The sequence below is a fragment of the Microbispora catharanthi genome, from assembly GCF_006334915.2.
Classification (GTDB): Bacteria; Actinomycetota; Actinomycetes; order Streptosporangiales; family Streptosporangiaceae; genus Microbispora; species Microbispora catharanthi.
In genome coordinates, this window is the sequence record NZ_VDMA02000026.1 from 16,919 (window position 1) to 37,304 (window position 20,386).

The 20,386-nt window shown below is 71.5% G+C and carries 19 protein-coding genes; 7 read left to right on the plus strand and 12 right to left on the minus strand.

From position 1 onward, the window contains the following. Positions 1–26: 26 nt before the first annotated feature. Positions 27–1,145 carry a hypothetical protein gene (locus FH610_RS35355; protein WP_205826301.1) on the minus strand — a complete coding sequence of 373 codons (1,119 nt, stop codon included), beginning with the start codon at positions 1,143–1,145 and terminating at the stop codon, positions 27–29. Between the two features lie 113 nt (positions 1,146–1,258). Then, on the minus strand, positions 1,259–3,529 hold the full coding sequence (locus FH610_RS35360) for an LLM class flavin-dependent oxidoreductase (protein WP_139579600.1): 2,271 nt from the start codon (positions 3,527–3,529) through the stop codon (positions 1,259–1,261). 90 nt (positions 3,530–3,619) lie between these two features. Between FH610_RS35360 and FH610_RS35365 the strand changes: the two genes are divergently transcribed. Continuing rightward, positions 3,620–4,144, plus strand: a complete 525-nt coding sequence (locus FH610_RS35365; RefSeq protein WP_205826302.1) for a MarR family winged helix-turn-helix transcriptional regulator — start codon at positions 3,620–3,622, stop codon at positions 4,142–4,144. Positions 4,145–4,196: 52 nt separating this feature from the next. Beyond that, positions 4,197–4,376, plus strand: a complete 180-nt coding sequence (locus FH610_RS35370) for a hypothetical protein (RefSeq protein WP_139579601.1) — start codon at positions 4,197–4,199, stop codon at positions 4,374–4,376. A 29-nt stretch (positions 4,377–4,405) separates the two neighbouring features. Here FH610_RS35370 and FH610_RS35375 read toward each other — a convergent pair whose 3' ends face one another. Continuing rightward, positions 4,406–4,867, minus strand: a complete 462-nt coding sequence (locus tag FH610_RS35375) for an Lrp/AsnC family transcriptional regulator (protein WP_139579602.1) — start codon at positions 4,865–4,867, stop codon at positions 4,406–4,408. A gap of 93 nt (positions 4,868–4,960) precedes the next feature. Between FH610_RS35375 and FH610_RS35380 the strand changes: the two genes are divergently transcribed. Next, entirely contained in the window at positions 4,961–5,809 is an 849-nt protein-coding gene (locus FH610_RS35380; protein ID WP_139579603.1) for a TIGR03619 family F420-dependent LLM class oxidoreductase, read from the plus strand. Continuing rightward, positions 5,806–6,231, plus strand: a complete 426-nt coding sequence (locus tag FH610_RS35385) for a nucleoside deaminase (protein WP_139579604.1) — start codon at positions 5,806–5,808, stop codon at positions 6,229–6,231. The genes FH610_RS35380 and FH610_RS35385 overlap by 4 nt, the downstream gene beginning before the upstream one ends. A 9-nt stretch (positions 6,232–6,240) precedes the next feature. Here the strand turns inward: FH610_RS35385 and FH610_RS35390 are convergent, their stop codons facing one another. From FH610_RS35390 to FH610_RS35405, 4 genes are all read right to left on the minus strand, one after another. Next, positions 6,241–6,789 (minus strand): dihydrofolate reductase family protein, encoded by a 549-nt coding sequence (locus FH610_RS35390; protein ID WP_041952945.1) that lies wholly within the window; start codon positions 6,787–6,789, stop codon positions 6,241–6,243. A gap of 104 nt (positions 6,790–6,893) precedes the next feature. After that, positions 6,894–7,433, minus strand: a complete 540-nt coding sequence (locus FH610_RS35395) for an NUDIX domain-containing protein (protein WP_240809392.1) — start codon at positions 7,431–7,433, stop codon at positions 6,894–6,896. Between the two features lie 11 nt (positions 7,434–7,444). After that, complete coding sequence (locus FH610_RS35400; protein WP_139579605.1) at positions 7,445–8,017, minus strand: dihydrofolate reductase family protein; 573 nt, start codon at positions 8,015–8,017, stop codon at positions 7,445–7,447. Positions 8,018–8,182: 165 nt separating this feature from the next. After that, positions 8,183–8,761, minus strand: coding sequence for a peptidase inhibitor family I36 protein (locus FH610_RS35405; protein ID WP_041952943.1), 579 nt, complete (start codon positions 8,759–8,761; stop codon positions 8,183–8,185). Positions 8,762–8,990: 229 nt separating this feature from the next. On the opposite strand from FH610_RS35405, the gene FH610_RS35410 reads away from it, so the two are divergent. The 3 genes from FH610_RS35410 to FH610_RS44855 all read left to right on the plus strand — a co-directional run bounded on the left by FH610_RS35410 (position 8,991) and on the right by FH610_RS44855 (position 15,998). Beyond that, a complete protein-coding gene (locus tag FH610_RS35410) occupies positions 8,991–13,328 on the plus strand; it encodes an nSTAND1 domain-containing NTPase (protein ID WP_139579606.1) in 4,338 nt (1,445 codons plus the stop codon). A gap of 52 nt (positions 13,329–13,380) precedes the next feature. Continuing rightward, positions 13,381–14,046, plus strand: coding sequence for a hypothetical protein (locus FH610_RS35415; protein WP_139579607.1), 666 nt, complete (start codon positions 13,381–13,383; stop codon positions 14,044–14,046). Between the two features lie 272 nt (positions 14,047–14,318). Continuing rightward, positions 14,319–15,998, plus strand: coding sequence for a glycoside hydrolase family 99 protein (locus FH610_RS44855; RefSeq protein WP_139579608.1), 1,680 nt, complete (start codon positions 14,319–14,321; stop codon positions 15,996–15,998). 40 nt (positions 15,999–16,038) lie between these two features. On the opposite strand, the gene FH610_RS35425 is transcribed toward FH610_RS44855, so the two are convergent. From FH610_RS35425 to FH610_RS35445, 5 genes are read right to left on the minus strand one after another with little or no spacing between them, the layout of a single operon-like run. After that, positions 16,039–16,983 (minus strand): sugar kinase, encoded by a 945-nt coding sequence (locus FH610_RS35425; RefSeq protein WP_139579609.1) that lies wholly within the window; start codon positions 16,981–16,983, stop codon positions 16,039–16,041. Beyond that, on the minus strand, positions 16,980–17,612 hold the full coding sequence (locus FH610_RS35430) for a bifunctional 4-hydroxy-2-oxoglutarate aldolase/2-dehydro-3-deoxy-phosphogluconate aldolase (protein ID WP_205826303.1): 633 nt from the start codon (positions 17,610–17,612) through the stop codon (positions 16,980–16,982). The genes FH610_RS35425 and FH610_RS35430 overlap by 4 nt, the downstream gene beginning before the upstream one ends. A gap of 5 nt (positions 17,613–17,617) precedes the next feature. After that, the gene (dgoD, locus tag FH610_RS35435; RefSeq protein ID WP_139579611.1) at positions 17,618–18,763 is read right to left on the minus strand and encodes a galactonate dehydratase; all 1,146 of its coding nucleotides are present in this window, start codon (positions 18,761–18,763) and stop codon (positions 17,618–17,620) included. After that, the gene (locus FH610_RS35440; RefSeq protein ID WP_139579612.1) at positions 18,760–19,464 is read right to left on the minus strand and encodes a FadR/GntR family transcriptional regulator; all 705 of its coding nucleotides are present in this window, start codon (positions 19,462–19,464) and stop codon (positions 18,760–18,762) included. The genes dgoD and FH610_RS35440 overlap by 4 nt, the downstream gene beginning before the upstream one ends. An 18-nt stretch (positions 19,465–19,482) precedes the next feature. Further along, positions 19,483–20,247 (minus strand): SDR family NAD(P)-dependent oxidoreductase, encoded by a 765-nt coding sequence (locus FH610_RS35445; RefSeq protein WP_139579613.1) that lies wholly within the window; start codon positions 20,245–20,247, stop codon positions 19,483–19,485. Positions 20,248–20,386 lie beyond the last annotated feature (139 nt).

Genomic DNA, 20,386 nt, shown 5'->3' on the forward strand with positions numbered 1-20,386 from the left:
CGGCGTGACCAGGCGGGACGCGCCGTCTACCACTCACGAACCGCCTCCACGCCTGCGGCAAGGGTGTCTCTGGCCGATCCGAGTCGTACGCCAAGAGCCGCCTCGGCGTCGCTCACCATGACGTCGAGGGCAGCGAAGAGTTCCTCACGTTCCACGGTCTCGATGAACAGTGTCCGGCGATTGAGAAGGTTGAAGCCCCTGCCGTACTCGCGGCCGATCTCGTACAGCCGGGTCGGCTGGTTTTCCTGAGAGCAGTCCGACAGCGCTGTAATGAGTTCCGCGCGCGTCTTCTTGTACTGCGCGACGGCCTTCGTGAAGCAGGTTCCGCTGATGTGCGCGCGACCATCCCAGCCGCGCAACGGGTTACCCCGGTTTTCCGCGACCCACTCAGGTGCGCGAGCAGCGGTGATGTCGACGAAAGTGCCGTACGGGATCTGCGGGCGCCATTTCGACCGCATCGCTCCGGCGTATTCGCGCGGAATGCTGTGCAGGCACAAAGTCTCCAGCGCCGGAACGCACTCAGGCAGCAGAGCATCGGATGCGCTCATGCCGAACAGGTCGGTGATCCACAGACGCCGAAGCGACGCCAGACGGTTGAGACCCGACGCGTGGAGAAGCAGGCCGAGGTCGCCGGACAGAGAAAGCGTCGTCAGATCGGGAAAGCGCCCGGCGAGCCGGTCGCAGTCGAGTGACTCGACCTCCGTGACGTGCAGGTGGCGGATGTCCCGGCGAGGGTCGGCCGGTTCGTTCGTCATCTGGTCGACGTCCGCGCCTGTGATGCTCATCTCGCGCGGATCCGACCAAGGGTCACGCTCGCCGCTGTCCCAGCGCCTTTGACAGGCGAGTTGCTCGCCGAGCCGCCATCCCGTGGAGTAGCTCTGTGAGGGCTTGGTACACAACAGCGGCAACGAGCCGATGATTGTGTAACTGCGCGGAAGGACCCACTCGTAGTTGCAATGGGAAAGGCACCCATTCCAATAGTGATGGGTCAGCACGAGGGCCGACACCTCGCCGAGGTCCGCCACCGAGGCGGGCTCCGGGCCCGACCAGTTCAGCTCGAGCACTCCCGCCGTTTCCCCGTCCGGGTTGAGATCGGTGATCTGTGCGACCGTCCACTCGTCGAGGGCGTCAGAGAACGCAGCCACGACGTCTCCCGGTGCGATCGGCCGCGGGGGTGAGCTCCGCTTCCGGCCAGCCATGCCTGAAGGGTAGTCGGCAAGCGGATCACCCGCACGCGGGTGATCCGCGCACACGACGCTCAGTCGTCCGCCGGTTGGATGGGGAAGTTCGCGCGGAACACGTTGTCCGGGTCGTAGGCGCGCTTGACCCGCCGCAGCCGGGCGAGGTTGGCCTCGCCGAACGCGTCGAGCAGCCGTTCCGGCCGGGTGTCGGTGTCGAAGGACAGGTAGAGGCCGTCGGTGTACGGCGCGACCTCGGCGTCCCACGCGGCATCCAGGGCCGGCTGCGCCGCGCCCATGGCCGTGAGCACGAAGTTCTGGTGCCGGTGCGGATACGCGGTCGCGTCGGGAGCCAGGTCGTGCGCGGCCCCACCGGTGGCGCGTATCTGCAGGAAGTAGGACAGCCCGGAGTGCGCCATCCGCTCGAAGGCGCGGCTCACGTCCCCGTCGAGATGGGTGACCAGGCCGGAGCGTACGGCGGGGCTCCCGCCGCCGGTGTGATGCTTTTCGGCCGGCTGCACCACGCCCGAATAGGGCAGTACATATCCCTGGTGCCCCAGCAGCGGGCCGGCCTCGGCGAGCCGTTCGAGCTCGCTCACCGCGGCCTCGGTGTCCGCGCCGGCGTACACGGTCATGAGCTGGGCGACCGCGTCCTGACCGCGGCGCGCCGGAGAGAGGATGAGGAAACTCGTCAGCTCACGCGGGGCCTTCTCGACCGCGGCGCCCCAGCGCTCGAGGAGCCCGGCCGTGTCACGGGCGTCCAGGGTCATCTGGGAGAAGACGACGTCGCCGAGCTCCATCGCCTCGATCTCGACCCAGGTGACCACGCCGAGGTTGCCTCCGGCGCCGCGCAGGCCCCAGAACAGGTCGGGGTTCTCCTCCCGCGAGGCGTCCAGCACCCGGCCGTCGGCGGTCACGACCTCCGCGGCGACGACGTGGTCGATCGTCAGGCCGAACGTGCGCCCGAGCAGGCCGACGCCGCCCGTCGTCGCGAGGCCGCCCACGCCTACGCCGCCGAAGTCGCCCGAGCTGATCGCCCATCCGTACGGCACCAGGGCCTCGGCGACCTCGCCCCAGGTCGCGCCCGCGCCCAGCCGTACCCTGCGCGTGGCCGGATCCACGACCTGGACGGCGTTGAGCGCGCCGAGGTCGAGCACGATGCCGCCGTCGTTCGTGGAACGGCCGCTGATTCCGTGCCCGCCGGAGCGTACGCCGAGCGGGACGTCCTGGGACCGGGCGTACGCGAGCCCCTCGACGACCTGATCGACCGTCCGGGGGCGCAGCACCAGGCCGGGGGACCCGGCGCGCAGGTAGTTGTGCCGCACGGACTCGTAGGCGCGGTCGCCGGGCTCGACGGCGTCGGCCGCGAGGCTCGCCGGGACCTCGTCGTAGTCGATGCCGTCGCGGCGCAGCGCGATCGCGGCGGCTCCGCGACGGGCGGCCGCGGGGACGGTGCCGGTGGCCGCCCGCTCGCGCGCCACCGCTTCCCGTACGGCGGGGGCGATCTCCTCTCCGTACACCTGGATGAGCCGCGGGTCGTCCGAACCCAGGATGAACGTGCCGATGCCGTCCTCCAGCGCCAGAGCGGTCAGCTCCTCCACCCACTGCTCGACCGGTCCCTGCAGGAAGCCCTCACGGGTCTCGGCGACCGCGCCACTGATGTTCAGCAGGCGGCGCACCTGCGCCGGGTCGCGCCCGGCCTCCTCGGCGGCCTCGTCGATGATCGTGTTGCCGCGCCGCAGGTCGCCGTCCTTGAGGTAGGCGAGCGAGGGCAGCCAGCCGTCGGCCTCGCGCGCCACCAGGCGCAGCATCCGCGGCTTGTAGGCGCCGAGCCAGATCGGGATGTCGTGTGCGGGGGCGGGGCCGCGCTTGGCGCCCGCGACGCGGTGGTGTTCGCCGTCGACGCGCAGGATGCGGCGCTCACCTGCGTTCCAGATGCCGCGGATGATCTCGATGGCCTCCTCCAGCGCGGTCACGGACTCGGCCGGCGTCAGGCGGGTGCCGCCCATCGACTCGATCGCGTCCCAGAAGCCGCCCGCGCCGATGCCGAGCGCGAACCGGCCGCCGGAGAGCAGGTCGAGCGACGCCGCCGCCCTGGCCAGCACGGCCGGCGGGCGCAGCGGCAGGTTCAGCACGTTGCCTGAGACCGTGATCCGCTCGGTGCGCGCGGCCACCCAGGACAGCAACGTCCAGGTGTCCAGGAACCCCGGCTGGTAGGGGTGGTCCTGGAACGTCACGAGATCCAGCCCGGCGGCCTCGGAGACCTGGGCGAGCCGGACCGGCCCCTGCGGGTCCTGGTTCTGCGGGGTGAGGAACGTGCCGAAGGCCAGTTCGTGGCCGTAGTCCGTCATGCCGGGCCTCTCACGAAGTAATCTGTCAAGCAGACGATATGCGACACAACTTATCGAGAAGTCATCGTATTCCGGGCTAGAGTGGATGATGTGACCGCCCGCGAAGCAGCCGAATCCCCGACGCCGTCATCGCAGGGTTCGTCGCAGGGCTCCGTGCTCGGGTGGTCCCTCACCGTGCTGCTGCGGGAGTGGAGCGCACGCGTCGAGGACGCTTCACGCGACCTGCCGCACGGCGTGCGCGGCTACCAGGTGCTCTCCGCGGTCGTGCACGACGCCCCGCCCACGCAGGCCGCGCTCGCCGCCCGCCTCGGCATCGACCGCACGGTCATGACCTATCTGCTCGACAAGTTCGAGGGGTGCGGTCTCCTGGAGCGCAGGCAGGACCCGGCCGACCGCCGGGCGCGGCGCATCGTGCCGACCGACCACGGCCGGCGGGTCCTCGCCGAAGTGGACGCGCGGGTCGCGCAGGCCGAGGACGAGCTGCTCTCCACCCTCCCGCCCGAGGACCGGCCTGTCCTCCTGGCACTGCTGGAGCACGCCGCCGCCGGGGCGGCTCCCGGCGAGGACCGCTGCGCCGCCGTCGCGGGATCGGCCGGACTGACGCGGGAGGCGTGACCCGGCCCGGCACGTCGCGGCTGGTCGAGGTCCGTCAATCGGTTCGCTTGCCGTGGAGCTCCGCCGTGGCCTCCACGTACGCGTCGGCGGCACGGGCGAAGTAGTCGAAGAGGACGGCCTGCTGCTCGGGCGAGTAGCCCTGGACGATGGCGCCGATCTTCTGACGGGCCGGAGCCAGGGCCTCGTCGAGGCCGCCGGGACTGGCGACGAGTTCGGCGCGGTCTCGTCCTGAGCGCCGTCGGTCGTGGCCCGCGACCTCGCCTACCCGCTCGATGGCACGGGGGCATGCGGCCCCCGGTAGGGGAGCGTCTCGCTGTAGACGATGTTGGTGGTGGTGCTGCCGAACCGCGCGAGCTCGTCCACCACCTTCTCCAGGTGGGCCATGGAGGTCGCGGTGACCTTGAGCGTGTAGCAGTCGTCGCCGGTGGTGCGCAGGCACTCCAGGATCTCCGTACGTTCGCCGAGCAGCCGGTGCAGCGGCTCGTGCCGGCTGCCCGGATACTTCAGCCGCACCACGGCGAGCACGGCGTATCCGACCTTTCCCAGGTCGACGACGGCGCGGTAGCCGCTGATGACGCCGGCCGCCTCCAGGCGCCGTACCCGTTCGGTGGTCGCGGAGGCGCTGAGGCTCACCCGCCGGGCCAGCTCGGTGAGCGGCAGGCGGCCGTCGCGCTGCAGCTCGGCCAGGATGGACCAGTCCGTCGTATCAAGACTCTCGGCCATCGGCCGAATATACCGGCGAATCCACGGCCGAACGGCCTGTATGCAGGGAGTTCTTTCTTCCGGATGGCCTGATCGCCTGAATACTCTGGTCCCGTGAAACTAGGCGTCAACGTCCCGAACTTCGGGCCCGGCACTCGCCCCGGCGTGCTGCGCGGCTGGGCCGAGACGGTGGAGGGGCTCGGGTTCGACCTGCTCATGATCTCCGATCACGTCGTGGTGACCCCCGACGTGGCCGAGCAGTATCCCGCCCCGTTCTACGAGCCATTCACCACGCTGTCCTGGCTCGCCGGGATCACCACCAGGATCAGGCTGGGCACCACCGTGCTGATCCTGCCCTACCGGCACCCGCTGCTGACCGCCCGCATGGCGGCCAACCTCCAGGAGTTGAGCGGGGGACGGCTGGTCCTCGGCGTGGGCGTGGGCTGGGCCCGGCAGGAGTTCGAGTCGCTGGGCGTGCCGTACGAGCGGCGCGGGGCGCTGACCGACGAGCACCTGCGGGCGATGCGCCTGGCCTGGCAGGACGAGGAGGACTACCGGGCCGGGCACATTCCGATCTGGGTCGGCGGCGGCAGCGACGCCGCTCTCCGCAGGGCGGTGCTCCTCGGCGACGCCTGGCATCCCCTGCGCTTCACCCTGCCGTGGCTGGGCGAGCGGATGGACCGGCTGGCCGCCGTCGCGGAGAGCCTGGGGCGTCCCGCACCCGTGCTCGCCCCGCGCATCCTGCTGCGGCTCACCGGCACCCCGGTGACGGGCGAGGGACGCCGGGCCGGAGAGGGCACCCTCGACCAGGTCATGGACGACCTGGAACGGCTGCGCGTCCTGGGCGCGGAGACCGTCCTGCTCGACCCCTTCCGGGGGGACCCCGATGAGACGAACCATCCGGAGACGGCGTGGCACACGCTCGAGACGGTGGCCGCCGCGTACACGAAGGAGCATTCATGACCCTCGACGACGAGAAGTTCCTCCGCAGGGCGATCGAGCTGGCCGCCGAGGCCCGAGCGGGCGGCAACCCGCCGTTCGGCTCGCTGCTGGTGGGCCCGGACGGCGACGTGCTCGCCGAGGAGCGCAACACCTCGCTCACGGAGGCCGACATCACCGCGCATCCCGAGCTGAAGCTCGCGCGCTGGGCCGCCCGCGAGCTCGGCCCGGCAGCCGCGGCCGGCGCCACCATGTACACGAGCTGCCAGCCGTGCGGCATGTGCGCGGGTGCCATCGAGCGCTCCGGACTCGGCCGCGTCGTCTTCGCGCTCTCCACAGATCAGCTCGGCGGGCTCAAGCCGCTGGCCGGCCCGTCGTCCTTCCGCCAGGAGGGGCCGGCGCTCTTCGACGAGGCGCGCGTGCCCGTCGAGGGCTACTACGTCTGAAGCGCGCCGTCAGCCGGCGTCCGGGACATAGCTCAGGTGGAGCACGCCGGTCTTGAACGTCTCGGACTTCACCAGCTTCAGCTTGTGCGTCGGGGTGTCCTCGAACAGCCGCTGCCCGCGGCCGACGACGATCGGGTGGACGAGCAGGTTCAGCTCGTCGAGCAGCCCGTTGGCGAGAAGCCACCGCACGGTCGTTGCGCTGCCGGACATCTGGAGGTCGCCGCCCTCGATCCGCTCCTTGAGCTCGCGCAGCCTGGCCGCGACGTCGCCGTTGACGACGGTGGTGTTGTTCCAGTCCGCCTTCTCCATCGTGGTCGACACGACGTACTTGGGGGCGTTGTTGAAGGCCTCGGCGATCTCCGGGTCCTGGTCCGTCGTCGTCCAGTAGGCGGACCACTCCTCGTACAGCGTGCGGCCCATCAGCATCCCGGCCGAGTTCTGCATGCCCGCCTGGACCACGGCCCCCATCTCGTCGTTCCAGTAGGGGAAGTGCCACTGGTCGGGCGACTCGACGACGCCGTCGAGCGAGATGAAGAAGTTCGCGACGATCCTGGCCATGTGCTCCGCTCCTTGTGTCGTATGACGGTGGCTGCGAATGGAAGATTAGGCGGGACGCTCACGCGGGTCTTGTACGGAAACGACACGGCCGTACGGCTCCGCGGTCACGCTCGGCGGAGCCGCCAGAGCAGGTAGGCGGCGACGGACGACGAGTCGCTGACGACGCCGTCGAGGATCATCTGCTCGAACTCGGTGCGGTGCACCCACCGCTGGCGCATGTCCTGCTCGGTGTGCTCGCGGTGGGGTTCGCCCCTGGTGAGGCCGGTGGCCACGTAGACGTGCAGCCCCTGGTCGGTCATGCCGTGCGCGTTGTCCATGCGCCCGAGATAGCGCAGCAGGCCGGCCTGGAGCCCGGTCTCCTCCACCAGCTCGCGCCGGGCCTCGTCCTCACGCGTGTCCGCCTCGGCCGACCCCTGGGGGAAACTCCACGAGCGGCGGCCGATCGGGTATCGGTACTCCTCCACGAGGTGGAAGCCGTCGTCCTCTTCCGGCACGATCAGCACGAAGTCGGGCCTGGCCACGTATCCGTACAGGCCGGGAGAGCCGTCAGGGTGCTCGATCGCGTCCTCTAGGACCGTCATCCACGGGTTGCTGTAGACGATTCGGGAGGAGACCTGCCGGATCACGTGCTGCGCTTCGGTCACGTGGCCGGATACTACCCATGCTCCGGCCGTACGTCCGCCTGCGCGACGGGCTGGTAGGCGAGGGACAGCACGCCGGTCGGGAAGGTCTCCGAGGACGTGAGCGTCATCGGGATCTCCAGGCCCTCCTCGAACAGGCGCTGGCCCTTGCCCACCACGATGGGGTGGACCAGCAGCCGGAGCTCGTCGAGCAGGTTGTGCCGCATCAGCGAGCGGACGAGGTTCGTGCTGCCGCTGATGCCGATCGTCTTGCCCGGCTGCCGCTTGAGCTTGGTGATCTCCTCGACGAAGTCGCCGGTGACGAGGGTGGAGTTCTGCCAGTCGACCGTGTCGAGGGTCGAGGAGACGACGTACTTGCGGGTGGTGTTGATGAAGTCGGCGAAGGGGTCGTCCGTGCCGGCCTTGCTCGGCCAGTAGGCCGCCCAGCTCTCGTACATGACCCGGCCCATCATCATGGCGTCGGACTCGGACATCAGCGCGCCGACGGCCGCGCCCATCTCCTCGCTGAAGTAGGGGAAGTGCCACTGGTCGGGCGACTCGACGACGCCGTCGAGGGACATGAAGAAGCTGGCGACGATCTTGCGCATCCGGATCTCCTCTGTCTCGCGCTTGCGTGACCCAGACTCGCAGCCGACGAGTTCAGCTGTCAAGACAATTTTTATTGTCGGATGCGGCCGTGTCCTCCAGGCCCCGGACTGGAGGACACGCGTCCGGGCGGGGCCGAAGGCGCCCGCCCGGGTCGGAGGGCGTCGTCAGCAGAACAGTTCCACGTGGTCCGCCCGGTTGTTGTTCACGTCCCCCACGTAGCTCCAGCCCGCGTGCGGGCTTGAGCTCCAGAGCGCGTAGTCGAACTGATGGCCGTACGCCGGGTTGCCCAGGTCATCGTGCTCGTAGAAGGCCACCTGCCAGTCGGTGTTGTTGTGCACCGAGGTCGTGCGGTCGTTCCACCCCCAGGTGGCGAGGTCCTGCCAGCCGCAGTCGTGAAGCTTTCCCCGGGGGTATCCGAAGTTCTTCCCGTCGTAGAAGCAGTACCAGCTGGACGGGCAGTCGGCGACCCCGGCCGCAACGGCGGCCTGACCGGGGAGGGCGTAGGTCACCACGAACCTGCCGTTGTCGTAGGAGATCTCGTTGCGGCTCGTCTGGACGCCTCCCGGGGCGACCTTCAGCTGAAGCTCCACCTGCTGACGCAGCTCCGCGTCCGAGCGGGCCTGCCGGTGGAGCAGGGACGGGTCGTCCGCCACGCTCGCCGCGTGCACGGAGGTCCCCGTCAGGGTGACCGCCGCGGCCGCGAAGCCGGCGAGCAGGACGGCGACGATCCTCGATCTGCGCATGGTGCCTCCACGAAACGGACCAGGAGAGTTCGCCCCACACAGGGGGCGGGATCGGGTCGAGCATCGGACGGGCCGGTATACGGCGCGTATAGGCCCTGATAGAGGCCGATTTGCCGTCCGCGAATCGTCCTGGCCCCGCCAGGGGTTCACCGCCCTGACTGGATCATTGACAAATAGGGCGAAGATCCTGGATTCTTCACTCCGGTGTCCGGACAGAGGCGGAATCTGAGTGGAATTTCACGTCCTGGGGCCGCTCAGCGTTTCCCACGATGGTCACCTGATCCCTGTCGGGGGAGCGCCGAAACTCCGGCTCACCCTGGCCGCGCTGCTGTCGAAGGCGGGCCAGCCGGTGTCCGTCGACTGGCTGATCGCCGCTGTCTGGGGCGACCGGCCGCCCGCGTCCGCGCGGCGCAACATCCACCTCTACGTCCACCAGTTGCGGCGGGCGTACGGCGCCCACGTCCTGCCCGGACGGCCGGGCGGCTACGCGATCATCCCCGACGCGCTCGACGCGACGCGGTTCCGCGGCCTCGCCGCCCAGGGAAGCGCGGCTCTGGACCAGGGAGACCTCGAATCCGCCCGTGACCGGCTCCGCGCGGCGCTGAACCTCTGGCGGGGGCCGGCGTTCGCGGAGTTCGCCGACTGCGCGCTCGTCGCCGACGAGGCCCGGCGGCTGGAGAAGTCGCGGCTCATGGCGCACGAGCGGTTGGCGGAGGCCGAGCTCGCTCTGGGCCGGCACGTCGAGGTGGCCGCCGAACTCGCCGACCTCATCAGGGAGCATCCGTACCGGGAGAGCCTGCACGGGCAGCTCATGCTCGCGCTGTATCGGTCCGGGCGTCAGGTCGAGGCACTGGAGGTCTTCCGCAAAACCCGCGATGTCCTGAACGTCCAGCTCGGCATCGAGCCGGGCCCCGTGCTCCAGCGCCTGCACGAGGCCATGCTCCGGGGCGACGAGGACCTCCTCCCGGCCCTGGCCCCGCCCCCGGAGGCGGAGCGGCGGAAGACGGACGACTGCCCCTATCGGGGTCTGATGGCGTTCCAGCCGGAGGACGCGGACTGGTTCTTCGGCCGTTCCCACCTGGTCGACCGGCTGCGCGACCTCGTCGACCGGCTTCCCGTGGTCGGCGTGTTCGGCGCGTCGGGGAGCGGCAAGTCGTCCCTGCTGCGCGCCGGCCTGCTGGGATCCGTCCCCGGCGAGGACGACGTCTTCGGCGAGAAGGGTGCGGCCCCAGGCGGGGACGGTGTCTCAGGTGGGAACGGTGCGGCGGTGCCGTGGCGGGGCCTGCTCATGACGCCGGGGGAACACCCGCTGGACGCGCTGGCCGACGTGGTGGCGAAGGCGTCGGGCGGCGACCCGGTGGCGCTGCGCGACGACCTGGTTCGCGATGCGAATGCACCCGCCGCCGCACTGGCCGCCGCACTGGCCGCCGCGCTCGGCGGCGTGCCGGAGACCCGCCTGCTGCTGGTGGTGGACCAGTTCGAGGAGATCTTCACGCTGTGCGCCGACGACGCGGAGCGCCGCCGGTTCGTCGAGGCCCTGCTCGGCGTGGCGCTCGGCACCGCATCCGACGCCGGTCGGCGCGTCGTCCTCGTGCTCGGCGTCCGCGCCGACTTCCTCGCCCACCTGACCCAGCACCCCGCCCTGGTCGAGGCGCTCGGCGGCGAGGCCCAGATGCTCGTCGGGCCGGTGTCGTCGCCGGACCTCCAAGAGATCGTCGTACGGCCCGCCGTCCGGGCGGGGCTCACCGTGGACCCCGACCTGCTGGCCACGGTGCTGGCCGACGCCGCCGAGGAGCCGGGCAGCCTGCCGCTGGTCTCGCACGCGCTGCTGGAGACCTGGCGGAACGCGACCGGCGCGAGGCTCACGCTGCCGGCCTACCAGGCGGCCGGCGGCGTACGCGGGGCCATCGCGCAGAGCGCGGAGCGGGTCTTCGGCGAGTTCGCCCCGGCGGAGCGGCAGGCCGCCCGCAGGATCTTCCTGCGGCTGACCGCGCTGGGAGACGGCACGGAGGACACCAGGCGGCCCATCTCCCGTACGGAACTCGTCGGCGTGGCCGACCCCGACGTCACCGCCCGTGTGCTCGACCGGCTCGCCGCCGCGCGGCTGGTCGTCCTCGCGGAGGAGACGGTCGACGTGGCGCACGAGGCGCTGATCAGGGCCTGGCCGCGGCTCCACCGCTGGCTCACCGACGACCGCGAGGACCTGCTCGTCCACCGGCGGCTCACCGACGCCGCGCAGACGTGGCGGGAGCTGGGCCGCGACCCGGGCGCCCTGTATCGGGGCGCCCAGCTTCTGGTGGCCGGGACCTGGGCGGAGGACCATCCGCAGGAGCTCAACGACGTCGAAAGCGCCTTCCTGCGGGCCAGCCGCGCGCTGGAGGACAGTGAGCGCACCGCGGCGCGGCGGCGCACCCGGCTGCTGCAACGCCTGCTGGCCGGGATGGCCGCGCTCTTCCTGCTCGCCCTGCTCGGCGGCGGCGTCGCCGTACGGCAGGGCAGGGAGGCCGGCCACCAGCAGCTGGTGGCCCTGTCACGGCAGCAGTCCCTGCAGGCCCGATCGCTTCTCGCCACCGATCCCGATCTCGCGGGCCTGCTGGCGATCGCGGCGTACCGGCTCGACCCGGAGCCGGAGACGCGGGGCGCCCTGCTGAGCGTGTCGGCCGCGGCGCGCCGCCGCATCGAGCTCAACGTGGAAGGGCCCGCGGTCTTCGGGCTGGCGTTCAGCCCGGACGGGTCGCGCCTGGCCGCGGCCGGCACCGACGGAGCCGTCGGCCTCTGGGACCTGCGCACCCGCACCCGTGTCGCCGTCTTCCCCGGGCCGCTGACCCGGACGGGACCGGGGGAGATCCACGCCAGAGCGGCGGCGTTCAGCCATGACGGCAGGCTGCTCGCCTCCGTGGTCAGGGACGCCGCGCTCGGATCGAGCAGGGGCGTGGTCGTCGTGTGGGACCTGGCCTCCCGCCGGCCCGTGTTCGAGCGGCAGCGGGAGCGGATCACCGACGCGATGGCGCTGAGCCCGGACGGGACGAGGATCGCCATCGGAGTGGGCAAGGGCGCGGTCGAGCTGTGGGACCTGCGCGACGGGAGCATGCGCACCCTGAAGGGACACCGGGAGGAGGTCGTGGCTCTCGCCTTCAGCCCCGACCAGGCGTTCCTGGTGTCGACCACGGGCGGAACCGAGAACCCCCTCGTGTGGGACGCCGCCTCGGGGGCGAAGGTCGCAGCGCTCGACGCCGTGAACGTCCACAGGCTGGGCTTCGACCCCGCCGGCGGAATCCTCGCCACGGGATCGTCGCACTACGGTGTGAGGTTCTGGCGGATCGCTCACGACCATGTGACTCGACTGCCGGGGCTGCCCAAACGGGCGCCGTACACCTGGGACATGTCCGCTCCGGTCGCCGGGCGGATCGCCGTCGCCGACGAGGACGGCCTGATCACGATCTGGGACGTGGCGCGACGGCAGCCCGTCGAGACCTACCAGGACAGAAGCCGCACCGAGACGCTGTCCCTCGCCCTGAGCGCCGACGGCTCGATGCTCGCCTCGGCCGGGCTGGGCCGGACCATCGTGGTCCGGGAGCGCGCCGTTCCTCCGTTCAGCGGACACAACCAGGCCGTGAACGACATCGAGATCAGCCCGGACGGCCGGCTCGTGGCCTCGGCGAGCAGCGACAGGACCGTCCGGCTGTGGGACGTGGCCGGGAACCCGATCGCCACGTTCGGCGACCACCCCGATCACGTCCGGGCCGTCGCCTTCAGTCCGGACGGCCGCCTGCTCGCGACCGTCACCCGCAGCCACACGCTCACCCTCTGGGACGTCGGCAGCGGACGCAGGCTCGGCACGGCGGCGTACCGGGGGCTCGGCGCGTCCACCGACGTCGGCTTCGATCCGCACGGGCGCTTTCTCGTCGCCACCGCGCTCGGCCGGTTCCGCTGGGACGTCCGCGATCCGGGCAAGCCGGTCGAGGTGCCGTTCGCGGGTGGATATCTCGTCTCGGCGCTGGCGTTCAGCCCCCGCGATCCGCTGCTCGTCACCACCGGCCCCGCCGGCGATCTGGTCGTCTGGGACCTCGCTCGCGACAGGGAGGTACGCGCCCTCAGGACCAGGCAGGGCTCCGTGCTCGACGTCGCCTTCAGCCCGGACGGCAGGTCGATCGCCACGGCGGGCGCCGACCGCACCGTGAAGCTCTGGGACACGCGGACCTGGGCGTCGTACGCCACGCTGACCGGCCACACCTCCCCGGTCCAGGCCCTCGCCTTCAGCCGGGACGGCCGTTCGCTCGCGTCCGCGGGAGACGACCGCACGATCATGGTCTGGGACCTGGCGACCGCTGTCCCCGGAACCGGGCGGCCGGCGGCCACGCTGACCGGGCACACCGCTCCGATCAGGGGCCTGGCCTTCACCGCGGGCGGAGACCTGATCTCGGGCGGCGAGGACGGCAGGATCATCCGCTGGGAGCTGCGGCCCGGCCCGCTCGCGGGGAAGCTCTGCGAGGAGATCGGCCGCGACCTCACCCGCGCGGAGTGGGCCGCCCACTTCCCCGCGGTGGACTACCGGCCCACCTGCTGACGGCCGCCGCGGTCCTGGACCGGCTCCGCTCGTGTTTGTGAGACTGCCGGGCATGACAAGCCGGCCTTCCACCGTCGATCTCCGCCGCAGGCTCGCGCATGTCCGCTGGATAGCCGGCGGCGCCGGAGCCGGCAAGAGCACCGTCACCCGGGCCCTGGCCGAACGGCACGACGTGCTCGTCTACGACGGCGACCGAGCCGAACTCGGCTATGTCCACAGGTGTGATTCGCAGCGACAGCCCTATCTGTGGGCGTTGCTGCGAACGTCACGTGAGGACAGATGGGCGAGCCGCACCGCCGAGGAGATCTTCCACGCCATGCCCAGCCTGCACGGCGAGACTTTCGGCTTCGTCCTCGACGACCTGCTCGCTCTGCCCGCCGACCGTCCGGTCCTCGTCGACGACTTCCGTACGCTGCCGAGGGAGGTCGCGCCGCTGGTCACGCGGCCGGAACAGGCCGTCTTCCTCCTGCCGGCGCCCGAATTCCGGGCCCGTGCGCTGGGCGCCCGGTTCGCCGATCCCGCCCGAGCGCGCGCCAACTGGGGAGACGGTGACCACGCCGCCGCCTTGGCCAAGCGACTGGCCCGCGACCGGCTGTGGGACGAGGAGGTGCGACGCCAGGCCCGCGAACTCGGGCTGCCGGTCCTGCCCGTCGACGGCTCCCGAAGCGTCGCGGAACTGGCCGCGGAACTGGCCGCGACGTTCCGGCTCGTCACATGACGTAGGTTCCCGTTTCCCCCTGCGGTTTTTCGCAGGCCGGGGCTGAGGTCGAGCGCAACCGCACGCAAAATGCCCGCGAGTTCCAGCGCAAACCGCCGCAAGATTTTGGCCTATTGCACGAAGAAGTCAGACGCGGTAACCATTACGGCAAGCGGTCCGCCGGACGGAAACGGCCCGGGCCGCTCCGTGCCTCCTGGCGTCCCCGGAGCTTTCCGGAAGGACGGTGCGGTCAGCGAACGCTGTCCAGTGGACCTCCCAGCAGAGGAGTGCACGTGCCGTTCTCACGCCGTACGTTCATCACGTCCGTCGTCTCCGGATCCGCCCTCGCCGCGGTGTCGTCCAGTCAGCTGGTGTCCGCCCTGACCTCCGCCGCGAGCGCGGCGAGCGGCCCGGGCGACGTGGTGGGCAAGATCACCGTGGGCTACCAGGGCTGGTTCGCCTGCCCCGGCGACGGAGCCCCCATCGACGGCTGGTGGCACTGGAGCCAGAACTGGTCCCAGGCGCCCTCCCCCGGCAACACCGCCATCGTGGCCTGGCCCGACATGCGGGAGTTCACCCACGTCTACCCGACCGCGTACGGCACCCTCGGCAACGGGCAGCCCGCGACGCTGTTCTCCTCCTACGACCAGCAGACCGTGGACACCCACTTCCGGTGGATGCGGGACAACGAGATCGACACGGCCGCCCTGCAGCGCTTCAACCCGAACGGCGGCGAGGGCGCCACACGCGACGCGATGGCCGCCAAGGTGCGCAGCGCCGCCGAGGCGAACGGCCGCAAGTTCTACGTCATGTACGACGTGTCCGGCTGGGCGAACTTCCACCCGGAGATCAAGACCGACTGGACGACCAAGATGTCGGCCCTGACGGCCTCCTCGGCGTACGCGCGCCAGAACGGCAAGCCGGTCGTGGGCATCTGGGGCTTCGGGTTCAACGAGGACAAGCACCCGTCCGACCCGGCGGCCTGCCTCGACGTGGTCGAGTGGTTCAAGGCCCAGGGCTGTTACGTGATGGGCGGCGTGCCCACCTACTGGCGTACGGGCGTGGAGGACTGCCGGCCGGGGTTCATCGACGTCTTCAACGCCCTGAACATGCTCTCGCCGTGGATGGTCGGGCGGATCGGCAACGCGGCCGACTCCGACCGGTTCTACGCCGATCTCAACGTCCCCGACCAGGCGTACTGCGACGCCCACGGCATCGACTACCAGCCGTGCGTGCTGCCGGGGGACGTGAAGTCGCGGCAGCGCGCGCACGGCGACTTCATGTGGCGGCAGTTCTACAACATGGTCCGCGCCGGGGCACAGGGCATCTACATCTCGATGTTCGACGAGTTCAACGAGGGCAACCAGATCGCCAAGACCGCGGAGAACACCTCGACGATCCCGGTGGGTTCCGGGCTCCTCGGGCTGGACGAGGACGGCACGGTCTGCTCGTCGGACTACTACCTGCGGCTCACCCGGGACGGCGGCCGGATGCTCAGGGGCCGGATCGCGCTCACCTCCGTACGCCCGACGCCGCCCGTCGTGAACGGCGGCGACCCCAACCTGGCGCGGGGGAAGGCGACGTCGGAGAGCGGGCACACGCAGAACTACGCCTCCGGCAACGCGGTGGACGGGGACGCCAACACCTATTGGGAGAGCCCGAACAACGCGTTCCCGCAGTGGGTCCAGGTCGACCTGGGTGCCGCCGCGACGGTCGGGCGGGTGGTGCTGAAACTTCCGCCCGCCACGGCGTGGGAGAGGCGTACGCAGACGTTGGCGGTGCAGTCGAGCACGAACGGGTCGTCGTTCTCCACGGTCGCCGGGCCTGGTGGCTACACCTTCGACCCGGCATCGGGCAACACGGTGACGATCACGGTGCCGCCCTCCTCGGCGCGATACGTGCGGATCACCGTCACCGGCAACACCGGCTGGCCCGCCGCCCAGATCGGCGAGCTGGAGGTCTACTCCGGGTAGCGGGTCTCGAGACCGGCGTCGACCGGCATCTCCGGCGCTGTCATCGCAGCGTCTCCCCGTCCGGCAGGGCCAGCGCGGGCAGCTCGGCCCGGGTGGGCAGCCCTTCCCAGTCCCCGGCGCAGGCCACGGAGGCGGCGCCCAGCAGGGTCGCCCGTTCGAGCCGGCCGTACGCGTCGAGCCCGTCGAGCCGCCCGGACAGATATCCGGCGGTGAACGCGTCGCCCGCGCCGACGACGTCCACCACGGGCACCCGTCGAGCTGGGACGTCGAACGAGGTCCGCGCGTCGTGGTAGCTCGCGCCCGCCGCGCCGCGCTTGACGACGACCTCCTCGACACCGGCGTCCAGCAGAGCCGCCACGCCGTCGCGTTCGCCGTCGCCGTCCGCCACGAGGTCCAGCTCGTCGTCGGACGCGATCAGCACCGTGACGTACGGCAGCAGCGGCCGCAGCGCCCGCGCGGCCTCCTCCCGGGACCACAGCAGGGAACGGTGGTTGACGTCGAGGCTCACCCAGGCGCCGGAGCGGTGCGCCCGCCGGGCGGCGGCGACGACGGCCTCCAGCGGCGCGGGCCCCAGCGCCGGCGTGATGCCGGTGAGGTGCAGGCCCGCCTGACCCGCCTCGACGGCGGGGCGCACTTCGTTCCACGACAGCGTCGATGCGGCCGAGTCCCTGCGGTAGTAGTGCACCCGGGCCCGGCCCCCGGCGGCCACGTCCCGGAGCAGCAGGCCGGTCGGGGCGTCCGCACGCCGCACGACGTGGTCGGTCAGGACGCCCTCGGCCCGCAGCGTGCGCAGGACCAGCTCGCCGGGCTCGTCGTTCCCGAGGGCGCCGGTCCAGCGGGCGGTGTGCCCGAGGCGGGACAGGGCGATGGCGACGTTGGCCTCCGCACCGGCGGTGGACACCCGCGAGTCGCCGCCGAGGCGCAGCGGTCCTGCGCAGCGCACCGTGACCATCGCCTCGCCGATCGTCAGGACGTCCGCCCTCATGGAGCGCCCACCAGGTCGAGCGCCGCGGCGACCCGGCGGCGCAGGTCGTCCAGGTCGCCGCCGCGCGGGGCGTCGCCGAGCAGCGGCGAGCCGAGGCCGACCGCGACGGCCCCGGCCTCCAGATAGTCGTGCACGCTGTCGAGGCCGACGCCGCCGACCGGAACGAACGGCACGGCCGGGAACGGGTCGCGCAGCGCACGTAGATAGGGGACCCCTCCCGCGGAGGCGGGGAAGAGCTTGACGGCGGCGGCGCCCCGCGCGGTCGCGGCGATGACCTCGGTGGGGGTCATCGCTCCGGCGAGCACGGGCAGTCCGAGGCGCAGCGCCTCGTCCACCCCTTCGCCCAGGCCGGGCGTGACGACGAACGTCGCGCCCGCGTCCCTGGCCGCGACGGCGTCCCGCGCGGTCAGCACGGTCCCCGCGCCGAGGTGCACGCCCGCACCCAGGGTGGAGGCCGCCTTCCGGATGACCGACAGCGCGTCGGCGCCGCTGAGCGAGACCTCCATCAGGGTCACGCCCTCCTCAGCGAGGACGTCGATGCTGCGCAGCGCCGCCGCCGGGTCGTCGCCGCGGACGATGGCCAGGAGCCGCCGGGCTCTGAGCAGGTCGAGCAGATCGTATGGTTGCACGCCGGTCACCATTCTGCGAAGGAGCGGTCGGGGTAACGCCAGATCGGAGAGCGCCAGGTGTGGCCCTGCTTGTCGGCCTCACGCACCGCGGCCTCGTCGACCACGATGCCCAGACCCGGCTCGGTCGGCCGGGAGAGCCGGCCGTCGCTGAAGGCGAAGACGGACGGATCGACCAGGTAGTCCAGCAGCTCGTTGCCGTCGTTGTAGTGGATGCCGATGCTCTGTTCCTGGATCAGGAAGTTGGGGGTCGCGAACGCCACCTGGAGGCTGGAGGCCAGGGAGATCGGTCCCAGCGGGCAGTGCGGGGCGAGCAGGGCGCCGAACACCTCGGCCTGGGCGGCGATGCGGCGGACCTCCGAGATGCCGCCGGCGTGGGACAGGTCCGGCTGCGCCACGGCGACGCCCGCCTGGAACGCCGGCAGGAAGTCCCATCGGGAGTAGAGCCGCTCGCCCAGGGCGATGGGGATGTTGGACGCCTCCACGAGGCTGCGCACCTGGGGCATCGACTCCGGCACGACCGGTTCCTCGACGAACAGGGGCGTGAGCGGTTCGAGCAGCGGCAGCAGTCGCCGGGCGTTCGGGTAGGACACCCGGCCGTGGAAGTCGACCGCGACGTCCCGGCCCGGGCCGAGCACCTCGCGGACCGCGGCGACGCGGTCGACGACCTCGTCGATCTCGCCCGGGCCCGCGATGGGGGACATGCGGCCGCTGGCGTTCATCTTCACCGCGGTGAAGCCCGCCTCCACCTGACGCCGGGCCTCCTCCTCGATCTCGCCGGGTTCGTCGCCGCCGATCCAGGCGTACGCGCGGACGTGGTCGCGTACGGGACCGCCGAGCAGTTCGTGGACGGGGACGCCGCGCGCCTTGCCGGCGATGTCCCACAGGGCCTGGTCGAGGCCGGCGACGGCGCTGGCGAGCACGGGCCCGCCGCGGTAGAAGCCGCCCTTGGTCATGACCTGCCAGTGGTCCTCGATGCGCAGCGGGTCGGCGCCGACGAGCAGCTCGGCGATCTCGCCGACCGCCGCCCTGACCGAGTGGGCCCGTCCCTCGACGACCGGCTCGCCCCAGCCGACGTGTCCCTCGTCGGTCTCCACCCGGCAGAACAGCCACCGGGGTGGGACCAGGAACGTTTCGATGCGCGTGATCTTCACCGGTCTCCCTGAAGGCGGGCCGCGCGGTCGACGTCGGCCATGGACTTGTCGAGGAGCGCGAGCGCGCAGGTTCTGGCGGCCTCGCCGTCCCCGGCCCTGATGGCGTCGAGCAGGGCCCGGTGGCTCGGCACCGGGTCGTCGGCGGTGACGACGTCGTGGACGATGCGGTCCCGTTCCGCGAGCACGGACTCGATGACGACCTCCATGCGGACCAGGAGCTCGTTGCCCGTCGCGGCCAGGACGGCGCGGTGGAACCGCAGGTCGGCGGAGGCCGCCTCGGCCGGGGTCCTGGCCGCGGTCATGTCCTCCAGGGCCGCCTCGAGTTCGGCGAGGTCGGCGTCGGTGCGCCGGTCGGCGGCCAGCGCGGCGGCGGCCGGTTCGAACATCTGCCGCACCTCGGCGAGCTGCCCGAGCATCTCGCTGCCCCGGTTCTCGAACTCCCAGCTGATCACGTCGGGATCGAGCAGGTTCCACTCGCTGCGGGGGCGCACGACCGTGCCCCGCTTCTGCCGCGAGTCGACCAGGCCCTTGCCGGCCAGCACCTTCAGCGCTTCGCGCACCACGGTGCGGGACACCTGCAGCTCGGCCTCCAGCTCGACCAGGTCGATGCGCCCGTTCTCGGCGAACTGCCCGGTGACGAGGCGGCGGCCGATGGTCTCGACGACCTGGCCGTGGATGCCACGCCCTTTGTAGGTGCTCATGCTCTGCGGTCATCCCTCTCAGGAGGAGTTCTTCGTCGCGCTCCAGCCGCCGTCGACGACGAGGGTGGTGGCGGTGATGTAGGACGCCTCGTCCGACAGCAGGAAGGCGATCGCCGCGGCGACCTCGGCGGGCTCGCCGAACCGCTTGGCGATCGTGGCCTCCACGCTCAGGCGCCGGTCCTCCTCCGCCACGCGGTCCCACGCGGGGGACATGATCGGCCCGGGCAGCACGGTGTTGACGCGCACCCCGGGGCCGTAGTCCACGGCGAGCTGGCGGCCGAGACCCACCAGCGCCGCCTTCGTCGCCGCGTACGCCGGGTGGCCGGGCAGGCCGACGAGGGCGTGCACCGACGAGACGAGGACGACCGCCCCCGACGTCGCCTTCAGATCCTCGTGTAGCGTGCGAAAGGCCAGGTAGGAGGCGGTGAGGTTCACTTCCAGCTGCCGGTTCCACGATGCCGCGCCCAGGTCGTGGACGGGTCTCACGTCCACGACGTAGGCGTTGCTGACGAGATGCCGCACCGGGCCGTACTCCCGGTGGGCGACGCGGCGGAGTTCCCCCCATGCGCTCTCGTCGCTGACGTCCATGCGCACGAATCTTGCCGTGCCGCCCGCCTCGACGACAGCCGCGGCGACGTCCTCCCCGGCCGGGGAGATGTCGCACAGCAGGACGGGCATGCCCGTCGCGCCGAGACGCCTGGCGGTAGCCGCGCCGATGCCGGAGGCGGCGCCGGTCACGACCGCGCAGCATCCGGCCTCCGTGGAAGGTCCGGGGAGGTTCACGCGGCCACTCTACGATAAGTGTTTTTTTATGACAATTTATTGACAGGCACGTTACGTCCGCCTCATCATCTGGAACGTGGCGCAGCGCGCCCTACCCGGTGGCGTCGCCAACCGAAGACAGACTCATGGGAGGCCATTC